The organism is Streptomyces boetiae, assembly GCF_031845405.1.
GTDB classification, from domain to species: Bacteria; Actinomycetota; Actinomycetes; order Streptomycetales; family Streptomycetaceae; genus Streptomyces; species Streptomyces boetiae.
Map to the genome: position 1 here is coordinate 17168 of NZ_JAVREN010000050.1, position 21332 is coordinate 38499.

General features: G+C 77.2%; 20 protein-coding genes. 16 read left to right on the plus strand and 4 right to left on the minus strand.

Annotated features, from left to right (window positions below; translation table 11 throughout):
* The first annotated feature begins 122 nt into the window (after positions 1-122).
* A complete protein-coding gene (locus RM780_RS23650) occupies positions 123-701 on the plus strand; it encodes a GNAT family N-acetyltransferase (protein ID WP_394813064.1) in 579 nt (192 codons plus the stop codon).
* A gap of 34 nt (positions 702-735) precedes the next feature.
* Here the strand turns inward: RM780_RS23650 and RM780_RS23655 are convergent, their stop codons facing one another.
* Entirely contained in the window at positions 736-1413 is a 678-nt protein-coding gene (locus tag RM780_RS23655) for a glycerophosphodiester phosphodiesterase (protein WP_311632897.1), read from the minus strand.
* Positions 1414-1617: 204 nt separating this feature from the next.
* Here RM780_RS23655 and RM780_RS23660 point away from each other — a divergent pair, with 204 nt between their 5' ends.
* The 3 genes from RM780_RS23660 to RM780_RS23670 are packed head-to-tail and all read left to right on the plus strand — an operon-like array spanning position 1618 to position 4914.
* Positions 1618-3015 (plus strand): DUF6421 family protein, encoded by a 1398-nt coding sequence (locus RM780_RS23660; protein ID WP_311632898.1) that lies wholly within the window; start codon positions 1618-1620, stop codon positions 3013-3015.
* 55 nt (positions 3016-3070) lie between these two features.
* Positions 3071-3835, plus strand: a complete 765-nt coding sequence (locus RM780_RS23665; RefSeq protein ID WP_311632899.1) for an SDR family NAD(P)-dependent oxidoreductase — start codon at positions 3071-3073, stop codon at positions 3833-3835.
* A complete protein-coding gene (locus RM780_RS23670; protein WP_311632900.1) occupies positions 3814-4914 on the plus strand; it encodes a threonine aldolase family protein in 1101 nt (366 codons plus the stop codon). The genes RM780_RS23665 and RM780_RS23670 overlap by 22 nt, the downstream gene beginning before the upstream one ends.
* Before the next feature lie 31 nt (positions 4915-4945).
* Here RM780_RS23670 and RM780_RS23675 read toward each other — a convergent pair whose 3' ends face one another.
* A complete protein-coding gene (locus RM780_RS23675; RefSeq protein WP_311632901.1) occupies positions 4946-5686 on the minus strand; it encodes a lysophospholipid acyltransferase family protein in 741 nt (246 codons plus the stop codon).
* 227 nt (positions 5687-5913) lie between these two features.
* Here RM780_RS23675 and RM780_RS23680 point away from each other — a divergent pair, with 227 nt between their 5' ends.
* The 8 genes from RM780_RS23680 (at position 5914) to RM780_RS23715 (ending at position 13920) form a co-directional block, all read left to right on the plus strand.
* Positions 5914-6255: a TlpA family protein disulfide reductase gene (locus tag RM780_RS23680; RefSeq protein ID WP_311632902.1), complete on the plus strand. Its 342-nt coding sequence runs from the start codon at positions 5914-5916 to the stop codon at positions 6253-6255.
* 226 nt (positions 6256-6481) lie between these two features.
* Entirely contained in the window at positions 6482-7267 is a 786-nt protein-coding gene (locus RM780_RS23685) for an electron transfer flavoprotein subunit beta/FixA family protein (protein WP_311632903.1), read from the plus strand.
* 51 nt (positions 7268-7318) lie between these two features.
* The gene (locus RM780_RS23690; protein WP_311632904.1) at positions 7319-8281 is read left to right on the plus strand and encodes an electron transfer flavoprotein subunit alpha/FixB family protein; all 963 of its coding nucleotides are present in this window, start codon (positions 7319-7321) and stop codon (positions 8279-8281) included.
* A gap of 80 nt (positions 8282-8361) precedes the next feature.
* Positions 8362-9645, plus strand: a complete 1284-nt coding sequence (locus RM780_RS23695; RefSeq protein ID WP_311632905.1) for a DUF6986 family protein — start codon at positions 8362-8364, stop codon at positions 9643-9645.
* Between the two features lie 320 nt (positions 9646-9965).
* Positions 9966-10931, plus strand: a complete 966-nt coding sequence (locus RM780_RS23700) for an ROK family protein (RefSeq protein ID WP_311632906.1) — start codon at positions 9966-9968, stop codon at positions 10929-10931.
* A 31-nt stretch (positions 10932-10962) separates the two neighbouring features.
* Entirely contained in the window at positions 10963-11985 is a 1023-nt protein-coding gene (locus tag RM780_RS23705; RefSeq protein WP_311632915.1) for an NUDIX hydrolase, read from the plus strand.
* Positions 11986-12397: 412 nt separating this feature from the next.
* Positions 12398-13087 (plus strand): class F sortase, encoded by a 690-nt coding sequence (locus tag RM780_RS23710; RefSeq protein ID WP_311632907.1) that lies wholly within the window; start codon positions 12398-12400, stop codon positions 13085-13087.
* A gap of 263 nt (positions 13088-13350) precedes the next feature.
* Positions 13351-13920, plus strand: a complete 570-nt coding sequence (locus RM780_RS23715; RefSeq protein WP_311632908.1) for a hypothetical protein — start codon at positions 13351-13353, stop codon at positions 13918-13920.
* Positions 13921-14037: 117 nt separating this feature from the next.
* Here the strand turns inward: RM780_RS23715 and RM780_RS23720 are convergent, their stop codons facing one another.
* On the minus strand, positions 14038-15408 hold the full coding sequence (locus tag RM780_RS23720) for a dipeptidase (RefSeq protein WP_311632909.1): 1371 nt from the start codon (positions 15406-15408) through the stop codon (positions 14038-14040).
* A gap of 138 nt (positions 15409-15546) precedes the next feature.
* On the opposite strand from RM780_RS23720, the gene RM780_RS23725 reads away from it, so the two are divergent.
* The 3 genes from RM780_RS23725 (at position 15547) to RM780_RS23735 (ending at position 19029) form a co-directional block, all read left to right on the plus strand.
* Positions 15547-16908: a geranylgeranyl reductase family protein gene (locus RM780_RS23725; protein ID WP_311632910.1), complete on the plus strand. Its 1362-nt coding sequence runs from the start codon at positions 15547-15549 to the stop codon at positions 16906-16908.
* Positions 16909-17077: 169 nt separating this feature from the next.
* A complete protein-coding gene (locus RM780_RS23730) occupies positions 17078-18367 on the plus strand; it encodes a sensor histidine kinase (RefSeq protein WP_311632911.1) in 1290 nt (429 codons plus the stop codon).
* Positions 18364-19029, plus strand: a complete 666-nt coding sequence (locus tag RM780_RS23735) for a response regulator transcription factor (protein WP_311632912.1) — start codon at positions 18364-18366, stop codon at positions 19027-19029. The genes RM780_RS23730 and RM780_RS23735 overlap by 4 nt, the downstream gene beginning before the upstream one ends.
* Before the next feature lie 57 nt (positions 19030-19086).
* Here the strand turns inward: RM780_RS23735 and RM780_RS23740 are convergent, their stop codons facing one another.
* Complete coding sequence (locus RM780_RS23740; protein WP_394813065.1) at positions 19087-19833, minus strand: maleylpyruvate isomerase family mycothiol-dependent enzyme; 747 nt, start codon at positions 19831-19833, stop codon at positions 19087-19089.
* Between the two features lie 88 nt (positions 19834-19921).
* Here RM780_RS23740 and RM780_RS23745 point away from each other — a divergent pair, with 88 nt between their 5' ends.
* The gene (locus tag RM780_RS23745) at positions 19922-21136 is read left to right on the plus strand and encodes an ROK family protein (RefSeq protein WP_311632914.1); all 1215 of its coding nucleotides are present in this window, start codon (positions 19922-19924) and stop codon (positions 21134-21136) included.
* Positions 21137-21332 lie beyond the last annotated feature (196 nt).

Here is a 21332-nt window from a genome sequence, read left to right on the forward strand (position 1 = left end):
GTGCGGCCTGCCGCCTGTCGCCGCGGGGAGGATGCCCGGCGGGGTCCCGAGGCCCCGAGAGCGCACGGGGGCGCGGGGAAGCGCGGGCACGCGGCGGGGCCGGGGCGCCGGGCCCGCGTACGATGCCCGGCGTGACAGCGAGCACTGCGACGGACGGGGCGGGGCGCCTGGCGTTCCGCACGGCGGGCGAGGCGGACGTTCCCGCGCTCGTGGCCCTGGTGGAGTCGGCCTACCGGGGCGAGGCCAGCCGCGCGGGCTGGACCACCGAGGCCGACCTGCTCGGCGGGCGGCGCACCGACGAGGAGGCCGTGCGGGAGCTGCTCGGGCAGGAGGGCAGCCTGCTGCTGGCGGCCGAGCGCGGCGGCGAGCTGGTCGCCTGCTGCCACCTGGCCCGGCGTGGGGACGGGCCGGAGGGCGCGGCGGCCTGGTTCGGGATGTTCGCCGTGCGCCCCGGGCTCCAGGGCGGCGGCCTCGGCCGGGCGGTGCTGGCCGAGGCGGAACGGCGGGCCCGCGCCGCGTGGGGGGCGCGGGAGATGCGGATGCAGGTGATCTCGGCCCGCGCCGACCTCATCGCCTGGTACGAGCGGCGCGGCTACGCGCGCACCGGCCGGCGGCTGCCGTTCCCCTACGGGGACGAGCGCTTCGGCGTCCCGCGCCGCCCGGACCTGGACTTCGAGGTGCTGGTCAGGTCCCTGGCCTGAACGGGCCGCGGCCCCGGCCGGGTCTGCGTGCCGCTCAGGCCGCCGCCTCCCGGGCGATCTCCGGCCGGTCGGTCACCACCCCGTCCAGGCCCAGCTCGCGGGCGCGGGCCAGCTGCGCCGGGTCGTTGACGGTCCAGGCGATCACCCGCAGGCCCGCCTCGCGGCAGCGGGCGACCGTTCCCGCGTCCAGCCGCTCCAGCTCGCAGGAGACCAGGCCCGCGCCCAGCGCCACGGCCCGCTCCGCCGCCGTCGGCGTGGAGCGGCCGGTGACCAGCCCGAGCGAGACCTCCGGCAGCAGCTCCCGGGTGACCCGCAGCGCCTCGTCGTGGAAGGAGATGACGGTGACGCGGCCGGTCAGGCGGCGCCGCCGGAGCAGCCCGGCCAGGACCCGCGCGGCGGCCGGGTCCTTGATCTCCGCCTGAAGGGGGGCGCGCACGGCGTCCGCCACCTCCCCGAAGAACGGGATGCGCTCGCCGCCGCCCGCGTCCAGGCCGCGCAGCTCGGCCGCGGTGAGGTCCGCGACCCGCCCGGTGCCGTCCGTGGTGCGGTCCACCGACTCGTCGTGGATCACCATCAGCTCGCCGTCCTTGCTCAGGTGCAGGTCCAGCTCGATGGCGTCCAGGCCCGCGCGGTCGGCGCGCAGGAAGGACCGCAGGGTGTTCTCCGGCTCCACGCCCATCAGCCCGCGGTGTCCGACGGTCAGCAGCGGCATGGCCGCCACCCTAGGCGCCGCCGGTGACGGGCGGGGCAACGGCGGCTGTCCTCCGGCCTGCGGACGGCGGGCGGGGAACGGCCGGCGCGGGGCCGGGAGCGGGCGTTCCCGGGCGGGGGAGCGGGCGTTCGACTTCCCGGTTGATCGGAGGATTGGCTGCGGATACGGTGTTGTCGCAGCAATTCTTTTCGTGAAGGAGGCGTCATGACGGAAACTCTCGCGCACACGCCCCCAGGTGACGGATCGGTGCCCGCCCGGGTCGTCGACCACCCCGCCTGGGCCGCGCTCAAGGAGTCCGTCTGCGCCATCCGGCCCGCCCAGGCCAAGGACGGCTCCGTCGACTTCGCCGCCGACCCCGCGCCCGACCGCGCCGCGCTGACCCGCCACGTCGAGCGCGCCGCCGCCGCCGTCCGCGAGCTGTCCCCCCTGCTGCCGCACGACGCGGCCTACCACCGGGCCCTGATCGCAGACCTGCGCCGCTGGGCCGAGGAAGGCTTCGGCGTCCCCGACTTCCTCGACTCGCTCCTGGCCTTCCAGCCCGCGGCCGACCGCGCCGACGGCCGCCAGCACCTCGTCCTCTTCCCGATGTACACGCAGAACGGCAACCCCGACCGCAACCTGGAGGCCGTCGTCCTGCGCCTGGTCTGGCCCGACTGGCTCGCCGGCCTGGAGCGCACCCGCTACGACAACCCCCTCTTCCTCGGCATCACCTTCGAGGACTTCACCCCCGGCTACGACACCAACTCCGCCGTCCTCTTCCCCGAGACCGTCGCCGTGCGCAGCGCGCCCGAGCGCTTCTCCTGGGGCGGCATCTTCTGCGACCGGGAGGCCGCCCGCTTCCGCCGCGTCGTCGGCGCGGCCTGCGAGGTCACCAGCCTGAGCCTGCCCGAGGACGCCCGCGAGCTGCTGGCCGACCAGGAGCGCTGCCAGCAGACGTTCGTCCTGTGGGACCTCATCCACGACCGCACCCACAGCCACGGCGACCTGCCCTTCGACCCGTTCATGATCAAGCAGCGGCAGCCGTTCTGGATGTACGGCCTGGAGGAGCTGCGCTGCGACCTGACCGCATTCCACGAGGCCGTCCGCCTGGCCGCCGACGGCTACCCCCAGGGCCGCGACGTGCAGTACGCCGTGCTGCTGGACCGCCTCTTCCGCTTCCCCGTCACCGGCGAGCGGGTGCGCAACTACGACGGCCTCGGCGGGCAGCTTCTGTTCGCCTACCTGCACCGCCACGACGCGCTGCGCTGGAGGGACAACCGCCTGAGCGTCGACTGGGACCGCGCCCGCGAGGCCACCGTCCGGTTGCGCGAGGAGATCGAGACCCTCTACCGCCGCGGCATCGACCGCCCCAAGCTGGTCCACTGGCTCAAGGGCTACGAGCTGGTCTCCTCCTACCTCGCCCCCCACCCCGGCTCCCGCTGGGCCAAGGGCCCCGAGGCCCTGGACCTCAGCCTCCCCCCGCGCAAGCTCGTGGACGACGTCCTGCCCGACGAGTTCCCCCTCAGCCTCTTCTACGAGGCCCTGGCCAGGAAGCTGCGCGGGGTCGTCGAATCCACCCGCGGGATCACGGCCGAGGCCGCCGCCCCGGCCCGCGCCGCGTGAGGCGGCCCGCCCCGCGCGCCATCATGGGGAGCGCACCCGAGGAGGCGAGCACACCATGAGCAGCACCCCACCCCAGGACGACGGCCCCCTCACCGGCGCCGTCGTCGCCGTCGCCGGGGCCGGAGGCCCCGCCGGGCACGCCGCCCTGCGCCGCCTGGCCGCCGCCGGCGCCACGGTCCTGGCGGCCGACGCCGACGCCGAACGCCTGGCCGAGGGCGTGGCCGCCGCCCGCGGCGCCCGCGGCGGCGCCACCGTCGTCGGCGACACCGTCGACCTGCTCGACGCGGAGGCCACCCGCGCCTGGGCCGCCCGCGCCGAGGAGGACTTCGGCCGCGTCGACGGCCTGGTCCACCTCGTCGGCGGCTGGCGCGGCTCCGCCTCCTTCGAGGAGACCGACCTGGCCGACTGGGACCTCCTGCACGGCCTGCTGATCCGCACCGTGCAGCACACCTCCCTCGCCTTCGCCGCGCCCCTGACCCGCTCCGGCAACGGCCGTTACGCCCTCGTCAGCGCCGCCGGGGCCTCCCGGCCCACCGCGGGGAACGCCGCCTACGCCGCCGCCAAGGCCGCCGCCGAGGCGTGGACCCTCGCGCTGGCCGACGGCTTCCGCAAGGCCGCCGCCGGCGGGGAGCAGCGGGCCGCCGCCGCCGTCCTGGTCGTCAAGGCCCTCGTCAGCGACGCGATGCGCGCCGAACGCCCGGAGGCGGCGTTCCCCGGGTTCACCGATGTGGAGGACCTGGCCGCCGAGATCTGCCGCCTGTGGGACCGCCCGGCGGCCGAGGTGAACGGACAACGCCTGTGGCTGACCCCGAAGCCGTGACCCCGGCCCCGCCCGGCGCGCCCGGCGACGCCCGCCGCCGCCACGACCCAGCCGCGCGCGGCTTCGCCAGCGACAACTACGCCGGAGCGCACCCCGAGGTGCTGGCCGCCCTGGCCCTGGCCAACGGCGGCCACCAGCCCGCCTACGGCGAGGACGCCTACACCGCCCACCTCCAGGACCTCTTCCGCGCCCACTTCGGCCCGCAGGCCGAGGCGTTCCCCGTCTTCAACGGCACCGGCGGCAACGTCCTGGCGCTCCAGGCCCTCACCGACCGCTGGGGCGCCGTCATCACCGCCGACAGCGCCCACATCCACACCGACGAGGGCGGGGCCCCCGAACGCGTCGGCGGCCTGAAGCTGCTGACCGTGCCCGCCCCCGACGGCAAGCTCACCCCCGCGCTGATCGCCCGCGAGGCCCACGGCTGGGACGACGAGCACCGCGCGCTGCCCCAGGTCGTCTCCCTCACCCAGAGCACCGAGCTGGGCACCGTCTACACCCCCGAGGAGATCCGGGCCCTCGCCGAGTTCGCCCACGACCACGGCATGCGCCTGCACGTGGACGGCGCCCGGCTCGCCAACGCCGCGGCCGTCCTCGGCGCCCCGCTGCGGGCGTTCACCACCGACGCCGGCGTGGACGTCGTCACCTTCGGCGGCACCAAGAACGGCCTGCTGCTGGGGGAGGCCGTCCTCGTGCTGCGCCCCGGGACGGTGCGCGCGGTGCGGCGGCTGCGCAAGCAGTCCATGCAGCTGGCCAGCAAGATGCGCTTCCTCTCGGCGCAGTTCGAGGCGCTGCTGGCCGGGGACCTGTGGCTGCGCAACGCCCGGCACGCCAACGCCATGGCCGCCCGCCTGGCCGCCGGCGCCCGGGCCGTACCCGGCGTGGAGGTCGTTCACCCCGTCCAGGCCAACGGCGTCTTCGCCCGCCTGCCGCTGGACGCCGCGCGGCGGCTGGCCAAGCGGTACCGCTTCTACGTCTGGGACGAGGCGCAGAGCGTGGTGCGGTGGATGTGCGCCTTCGACACCACCGAGGAGGACGTGGACGGCTTCCTGGCGGCGCTGCGCGAGGAGCTGGCCCGCTGAGGGCGGCCGTCCGCCCGAGCGCCGCCCGCGCTCAGGCCGCCGGGCCCTCCCCGGCGACCGGCGGGACCGCCGCCGGGGCCGGGGCCGTGCCGCCCAGGTGCGCGGGCAGCCACCACGTGTCCTCGGCGTCCCGCGGCCGGCCCGGGTAGGACTTCTGCGCGGCCTCCAGCAGCTCTGTGATCCGCGCCCGCAGCCGCTCCGTGAGCGAGGCCGCCGGCTCCTCCGGGTCGGCGGCCAGCGGCTCGCCCACCCGGATCGTCACCGGCAGGTGGCTGCGCCGCAGGTCCCGCTTGCGCCCCTTGGTCCACAGCCGCTGCGTGCCCCACACCGCCACCGGCAGCAGCGGCACCCCGGCCTGCTGCGCCATCCGCGCCGCACCCGACTTGAACGCGGCCGGGGTGAAGGACGGCGAGATCGTCGCCTCCGGGAAGACGCCCACGATCTCGCCCGAGCGCAGGGCTCGCACCGCCGCCGCGTAGGCGTCCTCCCCGCGCGAGCGGTCCACGGGGATGTGCTTCATCCCGCGCATCAGCGGCCCGGAGATCCGGTGCCGGAAGACCGAGTCCTTGGCCATGAAGCGGACCAGCCGCTTCGCCGGCCTGGCCGCCAGCCCCGCGAAGACGAAGTCGAGGTACCCGATGTGGTTGCTGGCCAGCACGGCGCCGCCCCGCCGCGGGACGTGTTCGGCACCCCCGACGTCGAGGCGCAGGTCCAGCGCCCTGAACATGGTCCGCGCGGCGGCGATGACCGGGGGGTAGACGAACTCTGCCATGGGTCGCTCCTCGTCGTGCGGCTTCCGGGTGCACGGGCCGCTGCCTACGCCACCGTAACTTCCGGGTCCGGCGGATCGTGCCCGCGGCCGGAAGCGCGAAGCGGCGCGGAGGGCGGAGCGGGGAAGGAATGAAAGCGCCCCGCGCGAGGCTGTACGGAAGACACGGGGACAACGTCCCGGGGCGCGCGGCCGGATTCCGCGCCGGGCGGCGGGGAGGGCGGGAGCGGATGAACGGCCGGGACGGGCGGGCGCCGGAGCGCCTGGACGCCGCCGCGCTGGGCGCCGAGCGGCTGGGCCGCCGGGCGACGCTGGTGCACTTCTCCTCCGCCTTCTGCGGGCCGTGCCGGGCCACGCGCCGGGTGCTGGCCGAGGTCGCCGCCCTCGTGGAGGGCGTGGCGCACGTGGAGGTCGACGCCGAGTCCCGCCTCGACCTGGTCCGGCGCCTGGGCGTGGACCGCACGCCCACCGTCCTGGTCCTGGACGCCGCCGGAACGGTGGTGCGGCGCGCGGCGGGGCAGCCGCGCCGGGTGGACGTGATCGCGGCACTGGGCGCCGCCGTCCCCGGCTGAGACCGGGCGGCACGCCGGTTCACCTGCGCCGATCCGGGCACGATAATCGGGGACACGGCGCCGGGCGGGACGCGGTCCGCGTAGGCAATGTCACAGTGCAGTCTCGATCTTCCCGTGGGACATTGCCGGGCGTGGGCACTACCCTGTGTTTTACTGACGAGTAACCTTCCGGGTCATCTTCCGGGTGCCCAAAGTTGTGCGGACCGATAGCAGTAGGAGAGCCGGCGTGAGCTTGAGGATCGTTGTCTGTGTGAAGTACGTGCCCGACGCCACCGGCGACCGGCACTTCGCCGAGGACCTGACCACCGACCGTGACGCCGTGGACGGCCTGCTGTCGGAGCTTGACGAGTACGCGGTCGAGCAGGCGCTGCAGATCGCGGAGAACGCGGACGACGCCGAGGTCACCGTCGTGACCGTGGGCCCGGAGGACGCCACCGACGCGCTGCGCAAGGCGCTGTCGATGGGCGCGGACAAGGGCGTGCACGTCGAGGACGACGACCTGCACGGCACGGACGTCTTCGGCACCTCTCTCGTGCTGGCCAAGGCGATCGAGCACGTCGGCTACGACGTCGTGGTCTGCGGCATGGCCTCCACGGACGGCACCATGGGCGTGCTGCCCGCGATCCTCGCCGAGCGGCTCGGCGTTCCCCAGGTGACCCTGCTGACCGAGGTGTCGGTCGGCGACGGCAAGGTCACCGGCCGCCGCGAGGGCGACGCCGCCAGCGAGCAGGTCGAGGCCGCGCTGCCCGCCGTCGTCTCCGTCACCGACCGCTCCGGGGAGGCGCGTTACCCCTCCTTCAAGGGCATCATGGCCGCCAAGAAGAAGCCGGTGGAGACGCTGGACCTGGAGGACCTGGAGCTGGAGGCCGAGCAGGTCGGCCTCGAGGGCGCCTGGACGGCCGTCGAGTCCGCCACCGCGCGCCCGGCGCGCACGGCCGGCGAGATCGTCACCGACGAGGGCGAGGGCGCGAAGCAGCTGGCCGCCTTCCTCGCCGAGCGCAAGTTCATCTGATCCCCTCCCTCTGCCCTCCTCCCTTCGTCTTTCCGCTGGAGCACGATTCTCATGGCTGAAGTTCTTGTGTACGTCGACCACGTGGACGGCGCGGTCCGCAAGCCCACGCTGGAGCTGCTGACCCTGGCCCGGCGCATCGGCGAGCCGGTCGCCGTCCACCTCGGCCCCGGCGCCGAGACCGCCGCCCCGGTCCTGGGCGAGCACGGCGCCGCCCGCGTGCTGACCGCCGACGCCCCGGAGTTCTCCGACTACCTCGTCGTGCCGAAGGTCGACGCCCTCCAGGCCGCCGTCGAGGCCGTCTCGCCCGTGGCCGTGCTGGTGCCCTCCTCCGCCGAGGGCAAGGAGATCGCCGCCCGCCTGGCCCTGCGTCTGGGCTCGGGCATCATCACCGACGCCGTCGACGTGAACGCCGGCGACGAGGGCCCGGTGGCCACCCAGTCGGTGTTCGCCGCCGCCTTCACCACCACCTCCCGGGTGACCAAGGGCGTTCCGGTCATCACCGTCAAGCCGAACTCCACGGCCCCCGAGCCCGCCCCGGCGGCCGGCGCCGTCGAGCAGCTGCCGGTGACCTTCGGGGAGCTGGCCACCGGCACGAAGGTCGTCTCCCGCAGCGAGCGCGAGTCCACCGGCCGCCCGGAGCTGACCGAGGCCGCCATCGTGGTCTCCGGCGGCCGTGGCGTGAACGGCGCGGAGAACTTCTCCGTCATCGAGGCCCTGGCCGACAGCCTGGGCGCGGCCGTGGGCGCCTCCCGCGCCGCCGTGGACGCCGGCTGGTACCCGCACTCCAACCAGGTCGGCCAGACCGGCAAGACCGTCTCGCCGCAGCTCTACATCGCCGCGGGCATCTCCGGCGCCATCCAGCACCGCGCCGGCATGCAGACCTCGAAGACCATCGTGGCCATCAACAAGGACGAGGAGGCCCCGATCTTCGAGCTGGTCGACTACGGCGTCGTCGGCGACCTGTTCGACGTCGTCCCGGCCCTCACCGACGAGGTCAAGACCCGCAAGGGCTGAACGGCACGCCCCGGCCGGGCACCCCGCGGCGGTTCAACAAACTGTTGCAGGGCGCCCGGCCGGTGTGTCATGGTGCCGGAATGGCGCAGCAGGAACCGGTCCCCACCAGCCTCCCGGCGTCCGTCGCCCCCGCCCTCGGCGCCTCCCTGGCCGCCGTCGACGCCGAGCTGGCCCGCCGCTACCCCGGCGGCCCGCACACCCGCCAGCCCGTGCACACCGTCTACGTCCCCGCCGACCGCCTCCGACCCGGCGAGCCCCGCGCCTGGGGCGACGCCGCCCTCGCCCTCCTGGACCGGCACGCCCCGGACGCCGCCGCGTTCGCCGCCGTCCTGGGCCTGCCGCCGGAGCCGGCCGCCCCCGTCCACGACCGGGTCCGCGCCAAGCTGCTGCGCGAGCCCGTCGAGGACCTGCGCGTCGACTTCGAGGACGGCTACGGCCGCCGCCCCGACGCCGAGGAGGACGCGCACGCCGCCCGCGCCGCCCGCCTGCTGGCCGCCGCCCGCGCCGAGGGCACCTCACCGCCCTTCCTCGGCCTGCGGATGAAGTGCCTGGAGGCCCCCGTCCGCGACCGCGGCATCCGCACCCTCGACGTCTTCCTCACCGCCCTCCTGGCCGCCGGCCCCCCGCCGCCCGGCCTGCGCATCACCCTCCCCAAGACCGGCTACGCCGAGCAGGTCGCCGCCATGGCTCGGCTGTGCGAGGAGTTCGAACGCGCCGCCGGCCTCGCCCACGGCGCCCTCCGCTTCGAGATCCAGATCGAGACCAGCCAGGCCGTCCTCGGCCCCGACGGCCGCGCCACCGTGGCCCGCATGATCGACGCCGCCGCGGGCCGCGCCGTCGGCCTGCACTACGGAACGTTCGACTACAGCGCCGCGCTCCAGGTCAGCGCCGCCCACCAGGCCCCCGACCACCCCGCCGCCGACCACGCCAAGGCCGTCATGCAGGCCGCCGCCGCCGGCACCGGCGTCGCCCTCTCCGACGGCTCCACCAACCTCCTGCCCACCGGCCCGGCCGCACGCGTCCACCACGCCTGGCGCGTCCACCACGGCCTGGTCCGCCGCGCCCTGGCCCGCGCCTACTACCAGGGCTGGGACATGCACCCCGGCCACCTGCCCACCCGCTACGCCGCCGTCTACGCCTTCTACCGCGAGGGCCTGCCGGACGCGGCGGCCCGCCTGGCCGCCTACGCGGCCGGCACGGACGCGGACGGCGTCCTGGACGAGCCCGCCACGGCCCGCGCCCTGGCCGCCTTCCTCCTGCGCGGCACGGACTGCGGCGCCCTCACCCCCGACGAGATCACCGCGACGACCGGCCTCACCCCCCACCACCTCACCACCCTCGCCGGCCGCCCTCCCGCCCTTTGAACGCCCGCGCTCGCACGGCCGTTGCTCATCGGCAGCCCCGTCGCAACCCTGCACACCCGTCCCGGGCACGGCCGTTGCTCGTCGGCGGCCCCGTCGTGCCCTGAACCTTCAGCCCTGGCAGGGCCGTTGGCCTGGGCGGCGGCCGGCACCGCGGCTCGCGACCGCTGGCAGGCCGTGCGGGCGGGCTTTGCCCCGGGGCACGGGGGCGCATGGCCCGGGGCGTGGGCGGGCGTCGCGCACCGGCTCGCGCTTCGGCTGCGCCCGACGCGTTCCCGCCGGGGCTGGACACCGTGCCCGCCCGCGCAGCAGGCTTCCTGCCCATGACGACCCGAGCCGGGCCGGTGGCCGCCCTGGACATCGGCGGCACCAGTATCGCCGCTGCCCTGGTGGACGGCGCCGGAGCCGTCCGCCACCGGCAGCAACGCCCCACCCCGGCCGCCGGCTCAGCCGCCGACGTGCTCGCCGCCGTCACCGACGCCCTCGCCCCCCTGACGCGGCACCCGCTGTGGCCCGATGCCCAGGCCCTCGGCATCGGCAGCGCCGGCCCCGTGGACTCCCGCGCCGGCACCGTCAGCCCGGTCAAGATCTCCGCCTGGCGGGACTTCCCGCTGGTGGACGCCGTCCGCGCCGCCATGGGCGGCCTGCCGGTCACCCTGACCGGCGACGGCGTCGCGCCGGCAGCCGCCGAGGACGCGCACGGCGCCGCCCGCGGCCTGGACCACGCCCTGTGCCCGGTGGTCTCCACCGGCATGGGCGGCGGCCCGATCCTCGACGGCCACGTGCACCCCGGCCCCACCGGCAACGCGGGCCACATCGGCCACCTCAGCGTCGACCTCGACGGCCCCCGCTGCCCCTGCGGCGGCCACGGCTGCCTGGAGGGCGTCGCCTCCGGCCCCGCCATCGCCCGCCGGGCCCGTGCCGCCGGCTGGCGTCCCGGCCCGGGCGGCGACGCCACCGCCGCGGGCGTCGCCGCCGCGGCCCGCGCCGGCGACCCCCTCGCCCGCGCAGCCTGCCACCTCGCCGCCCGCCCCCTGCCCGCCGGCATCGCCGCCACCGCCGTCCTCACCGAGATCCGCGCCGCCGTGATCGGCGGGGGAGTGGCCCGGGCCGGCGACGTCCTCCTCGCGCCGCTGCGCCAGGAGCTGGAGCGCTACGCCGCGCTCCCGTTCGCCCGCGGCGTCGCGGTGCTTCCGGCGGGGCTCGGAACCGACGCGGGCCTGGTCGGCGCGGCTGCCGCCCGCGCCTCGCCGCGCACGTTTCTGGCCCGGGGCGCAGCGGGCAACTGACACAACGGGCGAATAAAAGATGGGGGAGAGCGTGATCATCTGGCTCAACGGCGCGCCGGGCGCCGGCAAGTCCACCGCGGCCCACGAGCTGCTGCGGCTGCTGCCGGGCAGCGCGCTCTACGACCCGGACCTCGTCGGCGCGGGGCTGCGGCGGATGCTCCCCAGCGAGCGGCTGGCCGAGGCGGACGACGTCCGGGAGCTGCCGGCCTGGCGCCGGCTCGTGGTCGACACCGCCGCCGCCCTGCTCGCCGAGGTCCCCGGGCCGCTCATCACGCCCATGACCCTGCTCGACCAGGCCCACCGGGACGAGATCTTCGGCGGCCTGGCCGCCCGCAGGATCCCCGTCCAGCACTTCCACCTCGCCGTCGAAGAAACGTTCCTCCGACGCCGGATCGAGGGCCGCGCCACCGAGGACGGCGAGGCCGTCCCCGCCCGCTGCCTGCGCGACCTGCCGCGCTACGGCGCCGCGCTGCCCTGGCTGACCGCCGACGCCCACACCGTGGACGCCTCCCGGCTCACCCCCCGCGAGACCGCCGAACTCCTGGCCGCCGGCGTGCGCAGCGGCGCCGGCACCCGCGAGATCGTGCAGACCCCGCCGCCCCGCGCCGAGACCCTGGCCGCCGGCGTGCTCCTCTTCGACGAGGACGACCGGGTGCTGCTGGTCGACCCCACCTACAAGCCCGGCTGGGAGTTCCCCGGCGGCGTCGTCGAGCCGGGCGAGGCCCCCGCCCGCGCGGCCGTCCGGGAGGTCGCCGAGGAGCTGGGGCTGGCGCTGCCCCACGAACCCGCGCTGCTGGTCGTGGACTGGGAGCCGCCCAGCCCCCCGCGCTTCGGCGGCCTGCGCCTGCTCTTCGACGGCGGTCGCCTGGCCCCCGACCGGGTCGGCGACGTCCTGCTGCCGGACGACGAGCTGCGCGGCTGGCGTTTCGCCGCGCTGGAGGAGGCCGAGGGCATGCTCTCGGCGGGGCGCTTCGCCCGGCTGCGCTGGGCCCTGCGCGCCCGCGCCCTGGGCCGCCCGCTGAACCTGGAGGCCGGTGTCCCCGTCGGCGCCTGACGGCGTAACGTTCCGGCCACCCGGCTCGAACAGGTCGCCGGCGCCCGCCCGCACCCGATGTCGCTCGCGACTCCCTGGTCCACACGGACGCGAGGGCCGGAGGCCGCGCGCTCGGGCCCCGGCCTGCACGTCGCGGAGGCCCGGACCGGCCGCCCCCGGGGTCGCCGCCCCGCTCTCCGAAGGCGAGGCGCTCTTCGCCTCCCTCGCCTCAGCCCCGGGCCCTCGCCGACCGCCCGCCGTCCTCACCGCCCCCTGCCCGCCCGGCCTGCCGGACCGCCGCCCCGCCGCCGCCCGACCGCCCACCCGGCGGCCCGCCGATCGCGCCGGGCCGCCACCCGCTCTAGCGTGGCGGGAGACGACCCCCGGCTCCCGCCGGAGCCAGGGGAGACACCTCCCGGGAGCGGTGACCGCCATGCAGCTGCCGCAACACGTACCGGGCCGCGCCCTGCCCGGCGGTGCCTCCGCCGCCGAGCCCCCCGGCTGGGGCACCCGCGCGGGCCTGGCCGCCCTGGCCGCGACCGTCGCCCTGGGCGTCAGCATCATGCTGTCCGGCCTGCAGGACCCCGAGGGCCCGCCCCAGCCCCCGGGCGCCGAGCGCGCCGCGGCCGGGCCCGGCGGCGCGGGCGCCGAGCGGGCCGCCGACCCGCTGCCGCCCGCCGTGCCGACCTGGGTGTCCATCCCGGCCATCGACGTCGAGGCCCCGCTCACCGGCGTCGGCCTGGAGCCCGGCGGCTGGGTGGCCGCACCGCCCGAGCAGATCCAGAACCTCGCCGGCTGGTACAAGGGCGCCGTCACCCCCGGCGCCCGCGGCACCGCCGTGGTGGTGGGCCACGTGGACAACGCCTCGGGCCCCGCCGTCTTCTACGGCCTGGGCGCGCTGGAGCGCGGCGACTTCGTCGAGGTCACCCGCGAGGACGGGCGCACGGTGCGGTTCACGGTCTACGACCTGGCCGTCTTCGACAGGGACAGCCTGCCGCAGCACGTCTACCGCGACACCGGGCAGTCCGAGCTGCGGCTGATCACCTGCGGCGGCTCCTACCGGAGCGACTCCGGCTACCAGGACAACGTCGTCGTCTTCGCCCGGATGACCGACGCCCCCTGAGCGGCGCGCGGGCCGCCCGCCCCGAGCCCGGCGCCCGCGCCACGGACGTTGCCCGGAACCGGCGGCGAACGCCCGCCCGTGCCGCCTCGCCCGCGCGAGGCCCACCATGGCGCGGCCCTGCCCGGAACGCCCGCCGCGCCGCCCGTTGACGCGAACAGCGGCGGCCGTTAACCCGTTTGTCGTTCCTGGACGGATATGCGGCATCTCATCTGCTTAGTGTCGCTATGCGGGATTGACGCCCCATCCGACAGAGGAGCCATCTCATGAGCACACTGCGAACCGCGCTGGTCGCCACCGCGTTCGGTGCGACCGTCCTCGGAGCGGGCGCACCGGCCGCGCTCGCCGCCGAGGCGGCCAGGCCGGCCCGCGCCCCCGGGCAGGCCGACGCCCCCTTCGGCTTCAGCGTGTCCCCGGCCGCCGTCCGGCCGGGCGGCGCCGTGGACCTGACCGTCACCAACTGCACCCGCTACGAGGCGACCGCCGAGTCGGCCGTCTTCGACCGCGTCGTGCTGGGCATGCCCGGTGAACTCCAGAGCGCGCGCACCACCGTGGACGCCGACGCCCGGGTCGGCGCCACCTACGACGTCACCTTCACCTGCGGACCCGAGAGCGGCACCGCGCCCCTGACCATCCTGGCCGCCACCACCTCGCCCAGCCCCACCGGGACGGCCACGGCCAGCTCCACCGTGCTGCCGACCCGCGGCGCCCGCGCCGGAGTCGGCGGCACCCAGTCCGGCGGCGATACCCTGCTGTGGGCGGGCGCGGGCGTGACGCTCACGGCGCTGGCCGCCGGGTTCGTGCTCTTCCGCCGCCGCGCCGGACGCCACCGCTGACCCCGCGCGCCGAACGCCCGTCCCCGCCCGGCCGGACCCGCCCCCGCGACGGGGCGCGGCCGGCCACGGCGGGGACGGCGGCGTTCCGGACGGGCCCGCGCGAGCGGGCCCCGGCGTTCACGCCCTCCGCGCGTACCGCAGCAGGAACAGCGCCTCCGCCACCGACATCCGCTCCAGCTCCTCCGGCGAGACGCTCTCGTCCACCGCGTGGATCCGCGCCGCCGCGTCGCTCAGCCCGATCAGCAGGATCTCCGCCTCCGGGTACAGCGCGGCCAGCGTGCTCGTCAGCGGGATCGAGCCGCCCTGCCCCACCACGGCCGTCTCCACGCCGTCGTACGCCTCCCGCAGCGCCCCCGACATCGCCGCGTACGCCGGGCTGCCGGTGTCCGCCCGGAACGCCCGCCCCATGCCCGTCACCTCCGCCGTCACCCGCGCGCCCCACGGCGCGCGCGCCCGAAGATGCGCCGCCAGCAGCCCGCCCGCCTCCCGCGCGTCCACGCCCGGCGGCACCCGCAGCCCCACCAGCGCCCGCGCCCCGGCCTGCACCGACGGGGTCGCCCCCACCACCGGCGGGCAGTCGATCCCCATCACCGTCACCGAGGGCCGCGCCCACAGCCGGTCGGCCACCGGCCCGGACCCGACCAGGCCCACGCCCTCCAGCACCCCGGCGTCCCGGCGGAACAGCTCCTCCGGGTACGCCGCCCCCTCCCACGCCCCGCCCGGCTCCAGCCCGTCGACCGTCACCGAGCCGTCCTCGCCGTGCAGCGACCCCAGCATCCGCACCAGCGCCGTCAGCGCGTCCGGGGCCGCCCCGCCGAACTGCCCCGAGTGCAGGTTCCCCGCCAGCGTCTCCACGGCCACCCGCACCACCGCCATGCCCCGCAGACTCGCCGTCAGCGTCGGCTGCCCCGCCCGGACGTTGCCCGTGTCGCCGATCACCACGGCGTCCGCCGCCAGCAGCGCGGGGTGCTCCTCCGCGTACCGCTCCAGGCCGCCCGTGCCCTGCTCCTCCGAGCCCTCCACGATCACCTTCACGCCAACCGGGACCCCCCCGGCGGCCCGCAGCGCGCGCAACGCCAGCAGGTGCATCAGCACCCCGCCCTTGCAGTCTGCCGCGCCCCGCCCGTACCAGCGGCCCTCGCGCTCCGTCAGCTCGAACGGCGGCGAGGTCCAGGCCGCTTCGTCCAGCGGGGGCTGCACGTCGTAGTGCGCGTACAGAAGCACCGTCGGGGCGCCCGCCGGTCCCGGCAGGTGCCCGTACACCGACCGCGTCCCGTCCGGCGTGTCCAGCAGCCGCACCTCCGCGAAGCCCTCCGACCGCAGCGCCTCGGCCACCCACTCGGCCGCCGCCTCGCACTCCTGCGGCGGGAACTGCCCGGGGTCGGCCACCGAGCGGAACGCCACCAGTTCCGCCAGCTCCCGCCTGGCCCGCGGCATCAGCGACGCCACGGCGGCCGAGACGGCCGCGTGCTGCGGACTGTGCTCCATGGAACGCCCCTCCTCGGGTGAGTGCCTGCGCGACGGCCGCCGCCGCACCGGCCGTCGCGGTGCCCCGGCGCGCCGGAATGCCGAGGATCCTCGCACAAGCCGTCCCGCCACCGGGCGCCGGGAGGACGGCGAACTAGGATGCCCAGCGGTGGCCGCAGGGGGCACCCGGGACGGGACGGGGAGCGAACGCGCATCGTGAGCAGCGAGAACGAGACCGGGAACGCCGGGAACGCCGGGAACGACGGCGGCGGCAACGGGGCCGGGGACAGGGCCGTGTGGGACGTCGTCGTGGTGGGCGCCGGGCCCGCGGGGGCCTCGGCCGCCCGCGCCGCCGCCGAGGCCGGACGGAGGGTCCTGCTGCTGGAGAAGGCCGAACTGCCCCGGTACAAGACGTGCGGCGGCGGCATCATCGGCCCCTCCCGCGACGCCCTCCCGCCCGGCTTCGACCTGCCGCTCCAGGACCGCGTGCACGCGGTGACGTTCTCCCTCAACGGCCGCCTGGCCCGCACCCGCAAGTCCCGCCGGATGCTCTTCGGGCTGGTCAACCGGCCCGAGTTCGACCAGCGCCTGGCCGAGGCCGCCGTCAAGGCCGGCGCGGAGCTGCGCACCGGCGCCACCGTCTCCCGCGTGGAGCAGCACGGCCCGTCCGTGCCCGACCGGCGCACCGTCGCCGTCGTCCTGGCGGGCGGGGAAACGCTGCTGGCGCGGGCCGTCGTGGGCGCGGACGGCAGCGCGAGCCGCATAGGGGCGCACGTCGGGGTGCGGCTGGCTCAGGTCGACCTCGGCCTGGAGGCGGAGATCCCCGTGCCGCCGGAGGTGGCGCGCGACTGGAGCGGGCGCGTCCTCATCGACTGGGGCCCGCTGCCCGGCTCCTACGGCTGGGTCTTCCCCAAGGGCGACACGCTCACCGTCGGCGTCATCTCCGCCCGCGGCGAGGGCGCGGCCACCAAGCGGTACCTGGAGGACTTCATCGGCCGCCTCGGCCTGGCCGGCTTCGAACCCGCCCTCTCCTCCGGCCATCTGACGCGCTGCCGCACCGACGACTCGCCGCTCTCCCGCGGCCGGGTCCTGGTCTGCGGCGACGCGGCCGGGCTGCTGGAGCCGTGGACCCGCGAGGGCATCTCCTTCGCGCTGCGCTCCGGCCGCCTGGCCGGGCAGTGGGCGGTCAGGATCGCCGAGGCGGGCGACGCCGTGGACGCCCGCCGTCAGGCCCTGAACTACACCTTCGCCGTCAAGTCCGGCCTGGGCGTGGAGATGGGCGTCGGCCGCCGCATGCTCGCCGCGTTCTCCCAGCGCCCCGGGCTGCTGCACGCCGCGATGGTCGGCCTCCGCCCCGCCTGGGCCATCTTCACGCAGATCACCCGCGGCTCCACCACCCTGGCCGGCGTCGTCCGCAGCAGCCCCCTGGCCCGCAGAGCCCTGATGAGCCTCGACCGCGCCGCCCCCCAACCCCCGGCCCCGGAAGCAGGCAAGGCCCCCGACACCGAGACCCGCCCCTGACGCTCCGCCAGGGGCGCCCCCCCGCGGCCTCCGAGAAATCGCGGCTGTCCCGATCCCGCGCTACCGCCTTCGGCCGAGGGGACGGCCGCGGCCGTACTGCGGGGGGAGTACCCGCGATGACCCCATCGGGCTGACGACTCCCGCCGCGCCGCGCACTAGCGTGGAACGCATGATCCAGCCGTCCGCGGCGCCCCCGGCCCCCGCCGGCGGGCCCCCGCGCCTGTGGGGAGGCCCGCCGTGGGCCGGCGCCCCCTGGGGGGCCGGCCGCCTCCCGTGGGCCTCCTCGGCAGCCGTGGCCGTCGTCCAGCTCGTCGGCTCCCACTTCGCCTCGGAGAACCAGACGGGGCACGTCCGCCTCGACCTCCTGGCCCGCGCCCTGCTGCTCGCCGGGCCCGTGCTGCTCCTGCTGCGCCTGCGACTGCCCACCCTCGCCGCGCTGGGAACCTCCGCCGTCGTCCTGGCGTACCTCTCCCTCGGCTACGCCCCGGGACCCGTGTTCCTCAGCGCCGTGCTCGCCGCCGGCTCCGCCGTGATCGCCGGGCACCGCCACGCCGCCTGGGTCTCCCTCGGCGCGCTGTGGGCCGGCCAGGTCCTCCTCGGCCACGGCCTGCACCGCTGGCTCCCCCCGGAGGGAGACGGCCCCCACGCCTGGCAGCAGGACGCCGCCCTGGCCGCCTGGACCGCGGCCCTGCTCGCCGTCTCGGAGCTGATCAGGTCCCGCCGCGAGCAGTGGGCCAAGGACCGTGCCGCCCGCGAGGAGGCCGAGCGCCGCCGCGCCGACGAGGAGCGGCTGCGCATTGCCCGTGAGCTGCACGACGTCCTCGCGCACAGCATCTCCGTCATCAACGTCCAGGCCGGGATGGGCCTCGCGCTCCTCGACTCCGACCCCGGCCAGGCCCGCGCCGCCCTGACCACCATCAAGGCCGCCAGCAAGGAGGCGCTGGGCGAGGTCCGCCAGGTCCTCGACGCCCTGCGCACCCCCGGCGGCGCCGCGCCCCTCGCCCCCGCCCCGGGCCTGGCCCGCCTCCCCGAGCTGACCGAGCAGGCCGCCCGCGCCGGGCTCGCGGTCACCACGGCGACCGAGGGCGACCCCGTGGCCCTGCCACCCGGCGCCGACCTGGCCGCCTTCCGCATCGTCCAGGAGGCCCTGACCAACGTCGTGCGCCACTCCGGCTCCCGCGCCGCCCGCGTCCTGCTGCGCTACGCCCCCGGCGGCCTGGACCTGCGGATCGACGACGACGGCCCCGCCACGCACGCCCCCACCGGCGGCGGCAACGGCCTGCTGGGCATGCGCGAGCGCGCCGCCGCCTGCGGGGGAACGGCCACGGCCGGCCCCCTCCCCGAGGGCGGGTACCGGGTCAGCGCGCACCTCCCGGCCCGCCCCGCCGCCCCCGCGCCCGCCCCGGAGCCGGAGCGCGACCGGGACCGCACGCCCCGAAGGAAAGGTGACTCCCCGTGATCCGGCTCCTCCTCGCCGACGACCAGGTGCTCGTCCGCGCCGGGTTCCGTGCCCTGCTCGACGCCCAGCCGGACATCGAGGTCGTCGCCGAGGCCGCCGACGGCGCGCAGGCCCTGGAGGCGGTCCGCGAGCACCGCCCCGACCTGGTCCTGATGGACATCCGCATGCCCGTCCTCGACGGCCTGGCCGCCACCCGTGGCATCACCGAGGACCCCGCCCTCGACGGCGTGCGGGTGCTGATGCTCACCACCTTCGAGCTGGACGAGTACGTCTTCGAGGCCATCAGGTCCGGCGCCTCCGGCTTCCTCGTCAAGGACACCGAGCCCGAGGAGCTGGTCCGCGCCGTCCGCGCCGTGGTGGCCGGCGACGCCCTCCTCTCGCCCGGCGTCACGCGCCGCCTGATCGCCGAGTTCGCCGCCCGCTCCAAGGCCCCGGCCGCCGCCGGCTCCCTCGCCGCGCTCACCGACCGCGAGCGGGAGGTCATGGCCCTGGTCGGCATCGGCCTGTCCAACGAGGAGATCGCCCGCCGCCTGGTCGTCTCCCCGCTCACCGCCAAGACCCACGTCAGCCGCGCCATGGTCAAGCTCGGCGCCCGCGACCGGGCTCAACTCGTCGTCCTGGCCTACGAGTCCGGCCTGGTGCGCCCCGGCTGGCTCGGCTGACACCCCGCCCCGCCGCCCGGCCGCGCCGGCCGGGACGGCGCCCCGCCGCGTTCCCCCTCAGATTCCCGACAGGGACCGCCACAGCCCGGCCACCGCCGCGTCCCCGCGCACCTCGACCCCCGCCTCCCCGTACCCCAGCCGGTTCCACAGCGCTGCGTACAGCCCCGCTGCCGGCCCGCTGATCTCGCAGTCCGCCGGCCCGTCCCCGGCAGCCTCCGCGCGCGGCGGTGCCTCCGTGATCCGCACCAGCCAGTCCGCCGCCGGCACGTCCACCGCCCGCACCCGCAACGTCAGCTGCCGCTCGCTGCGCACCCGGCTGCGCGCCCGCCCGTGGAACCCCGTCAGCAGCTCCGCCACCCCGTCCGCCGCCCGCCACGGCTCCACCGGCCCGGGCCGCAGCCCCGCCGCCAGCTCCGCGTCCATCCGGTGCACGGCGGTCTCGTGGGTCTGCCGCCGCGCCCAGAAGTGCCGCGCCGAGGGCGAGCCCTTCAGGAACGTCCAGCACTCCAGGTCCTTGGGCGCCGCGGCCAGCTCGTCCAGCAGCACCGCCAGCCCCGCCCGCAGCCACCCCGCCAGCGCCTCGTCCGGCACCCGCTCCGCGCCCACCCGCACGAAGGCCGTGCGCCGCTCGACCAGGTACCGCGTCGCCCAGCGATGGACGTTGCCCAGGTGCAGCACCAAATCCCGCACCCGCCAGCCCGGACACGTGGGCACCTCAGCGTCCGGCCCCGCAGCCACCGCCGCCCGAGCCATCGCCTCGCCCTCGCGCTCCAGCAGGGGGAGAAAATCAGCCACCGCGTTCATCCGGCGGATTCTGCCACCCGCCCGCCGGAACGCCCAGGGCCCTCCGGCCCCCGCAACACCCGCCCGGCCGCGGCGCGAGAATGGGGGAGTGACCCACACCCGCACCCGGCTCGACCGGGGCCGCAACGCCCTGGGCCCCGCGCTGGAGCTCGTTCACACCGGCCGCGCCCCCACCCGCGCCGTCCTCACCTCCGCCCTCGGCGTCACCCGCGCCACGGCCGGCGCCGTCGCCTCCGAGCTGCAGAGCCTGGGCCTGATCACGGTGGACTCCCGCCCCGGAGGCGCCCCCGGCAGCCAGGGTCGCCCCTCCCACCGCCTGGGCATCGCCGGTGACGGGCCGGTCGCCCTCGCCGCCCAGGTGCACGCCGACGGGTTCCGCGCCGCCCTCGTGGGCCTCGGCGGCCGGATCGTCGCCACCACCCCCGGCCGCACCGCCCCCGACGCCGACCCCGCCCAGGTCCTGCGCGAGGTCGTGCGGGCCGGCGCCGAGCTGCTGCGCACGGCGGGCCGCCGCTGCGTCGGGGCCGGGCTCGCCGTGCCCTCCGCCGTCGCCGAGCCCGACGGCACCGCGCTCAACCCCCACCACCTCGCCTGGCTCCCCGGTGCCCCGGTCCGCGCCCTGTTCGCCTCCTGCCTCGCGGACGCCGGCCTGCCCGTCGCCGGCCACTGCGGCAACGACGTCAACCTCACCGCCCTGGCCGAGCACCGCCACGGCGCCGGCCGCGGCAGCCGCCACCTGCTGTGCGTGGCCACCGGCCACCGCGGCGTCGGCGGCGCCCTCGTACTCGACGGCCGCCTGCACACCGGCAGCGCCGGCCTCGCCCTGGAGGTCGGCCACCTCACCGTCGACCCCCAGGGCCACCCCTGCTCCTGCGGCGGCCGCGGCTGCCTCGACGTGGAGACCGACGCGCTGGCCCTGCTGCGGGCCGCGGGCCGCGACCCCGGCCCCGAGGGCTCCCTGCTGGACCAGGCCCGCGACCTGCTGCGCACCGGCTACCCCGGCGACCCGGCCGTCCGCGCCGCCACCGCCACCCTCATCGAGCGCCTGGGCCTGGGCCTGGCCGGCCTGGTCAACATCCTCAACCCCGACCGCATCATCCTCGGCGGCCTGCACCGCGCCCTGCTGGAGGCCGACGCCGCCCGCCTGCGCACGGTCGTCGGCGCCCGCAGCCTGTGGGGGAGGAGCGGCACCGTTCCCATCGAACCGTGCACGCTCGACCACAACGCCCTCGTCGGCGCCGCCGAACTCGCCTGGCAGCCCGTCCTCGACGACCCCCTCACCGCCCTGACGGCCGCCGCCTGACCCCACCGCCCGCCGCCCGTGCCGCCGTCACCCGGCCGGCCACCACCCGCACCGAACCTCCGCCCCCGCCAGGGCCGTTGACAAGCATCCGCCGCAGGCGCCCTCACCGGCCGCGCCGAACGCCCGCCGCCACCCCCGACGTTGACCGGCCGCGGCCGTCACCCCGGCGCCGCGGCCCCCGCCCGCCCCGCCGCAC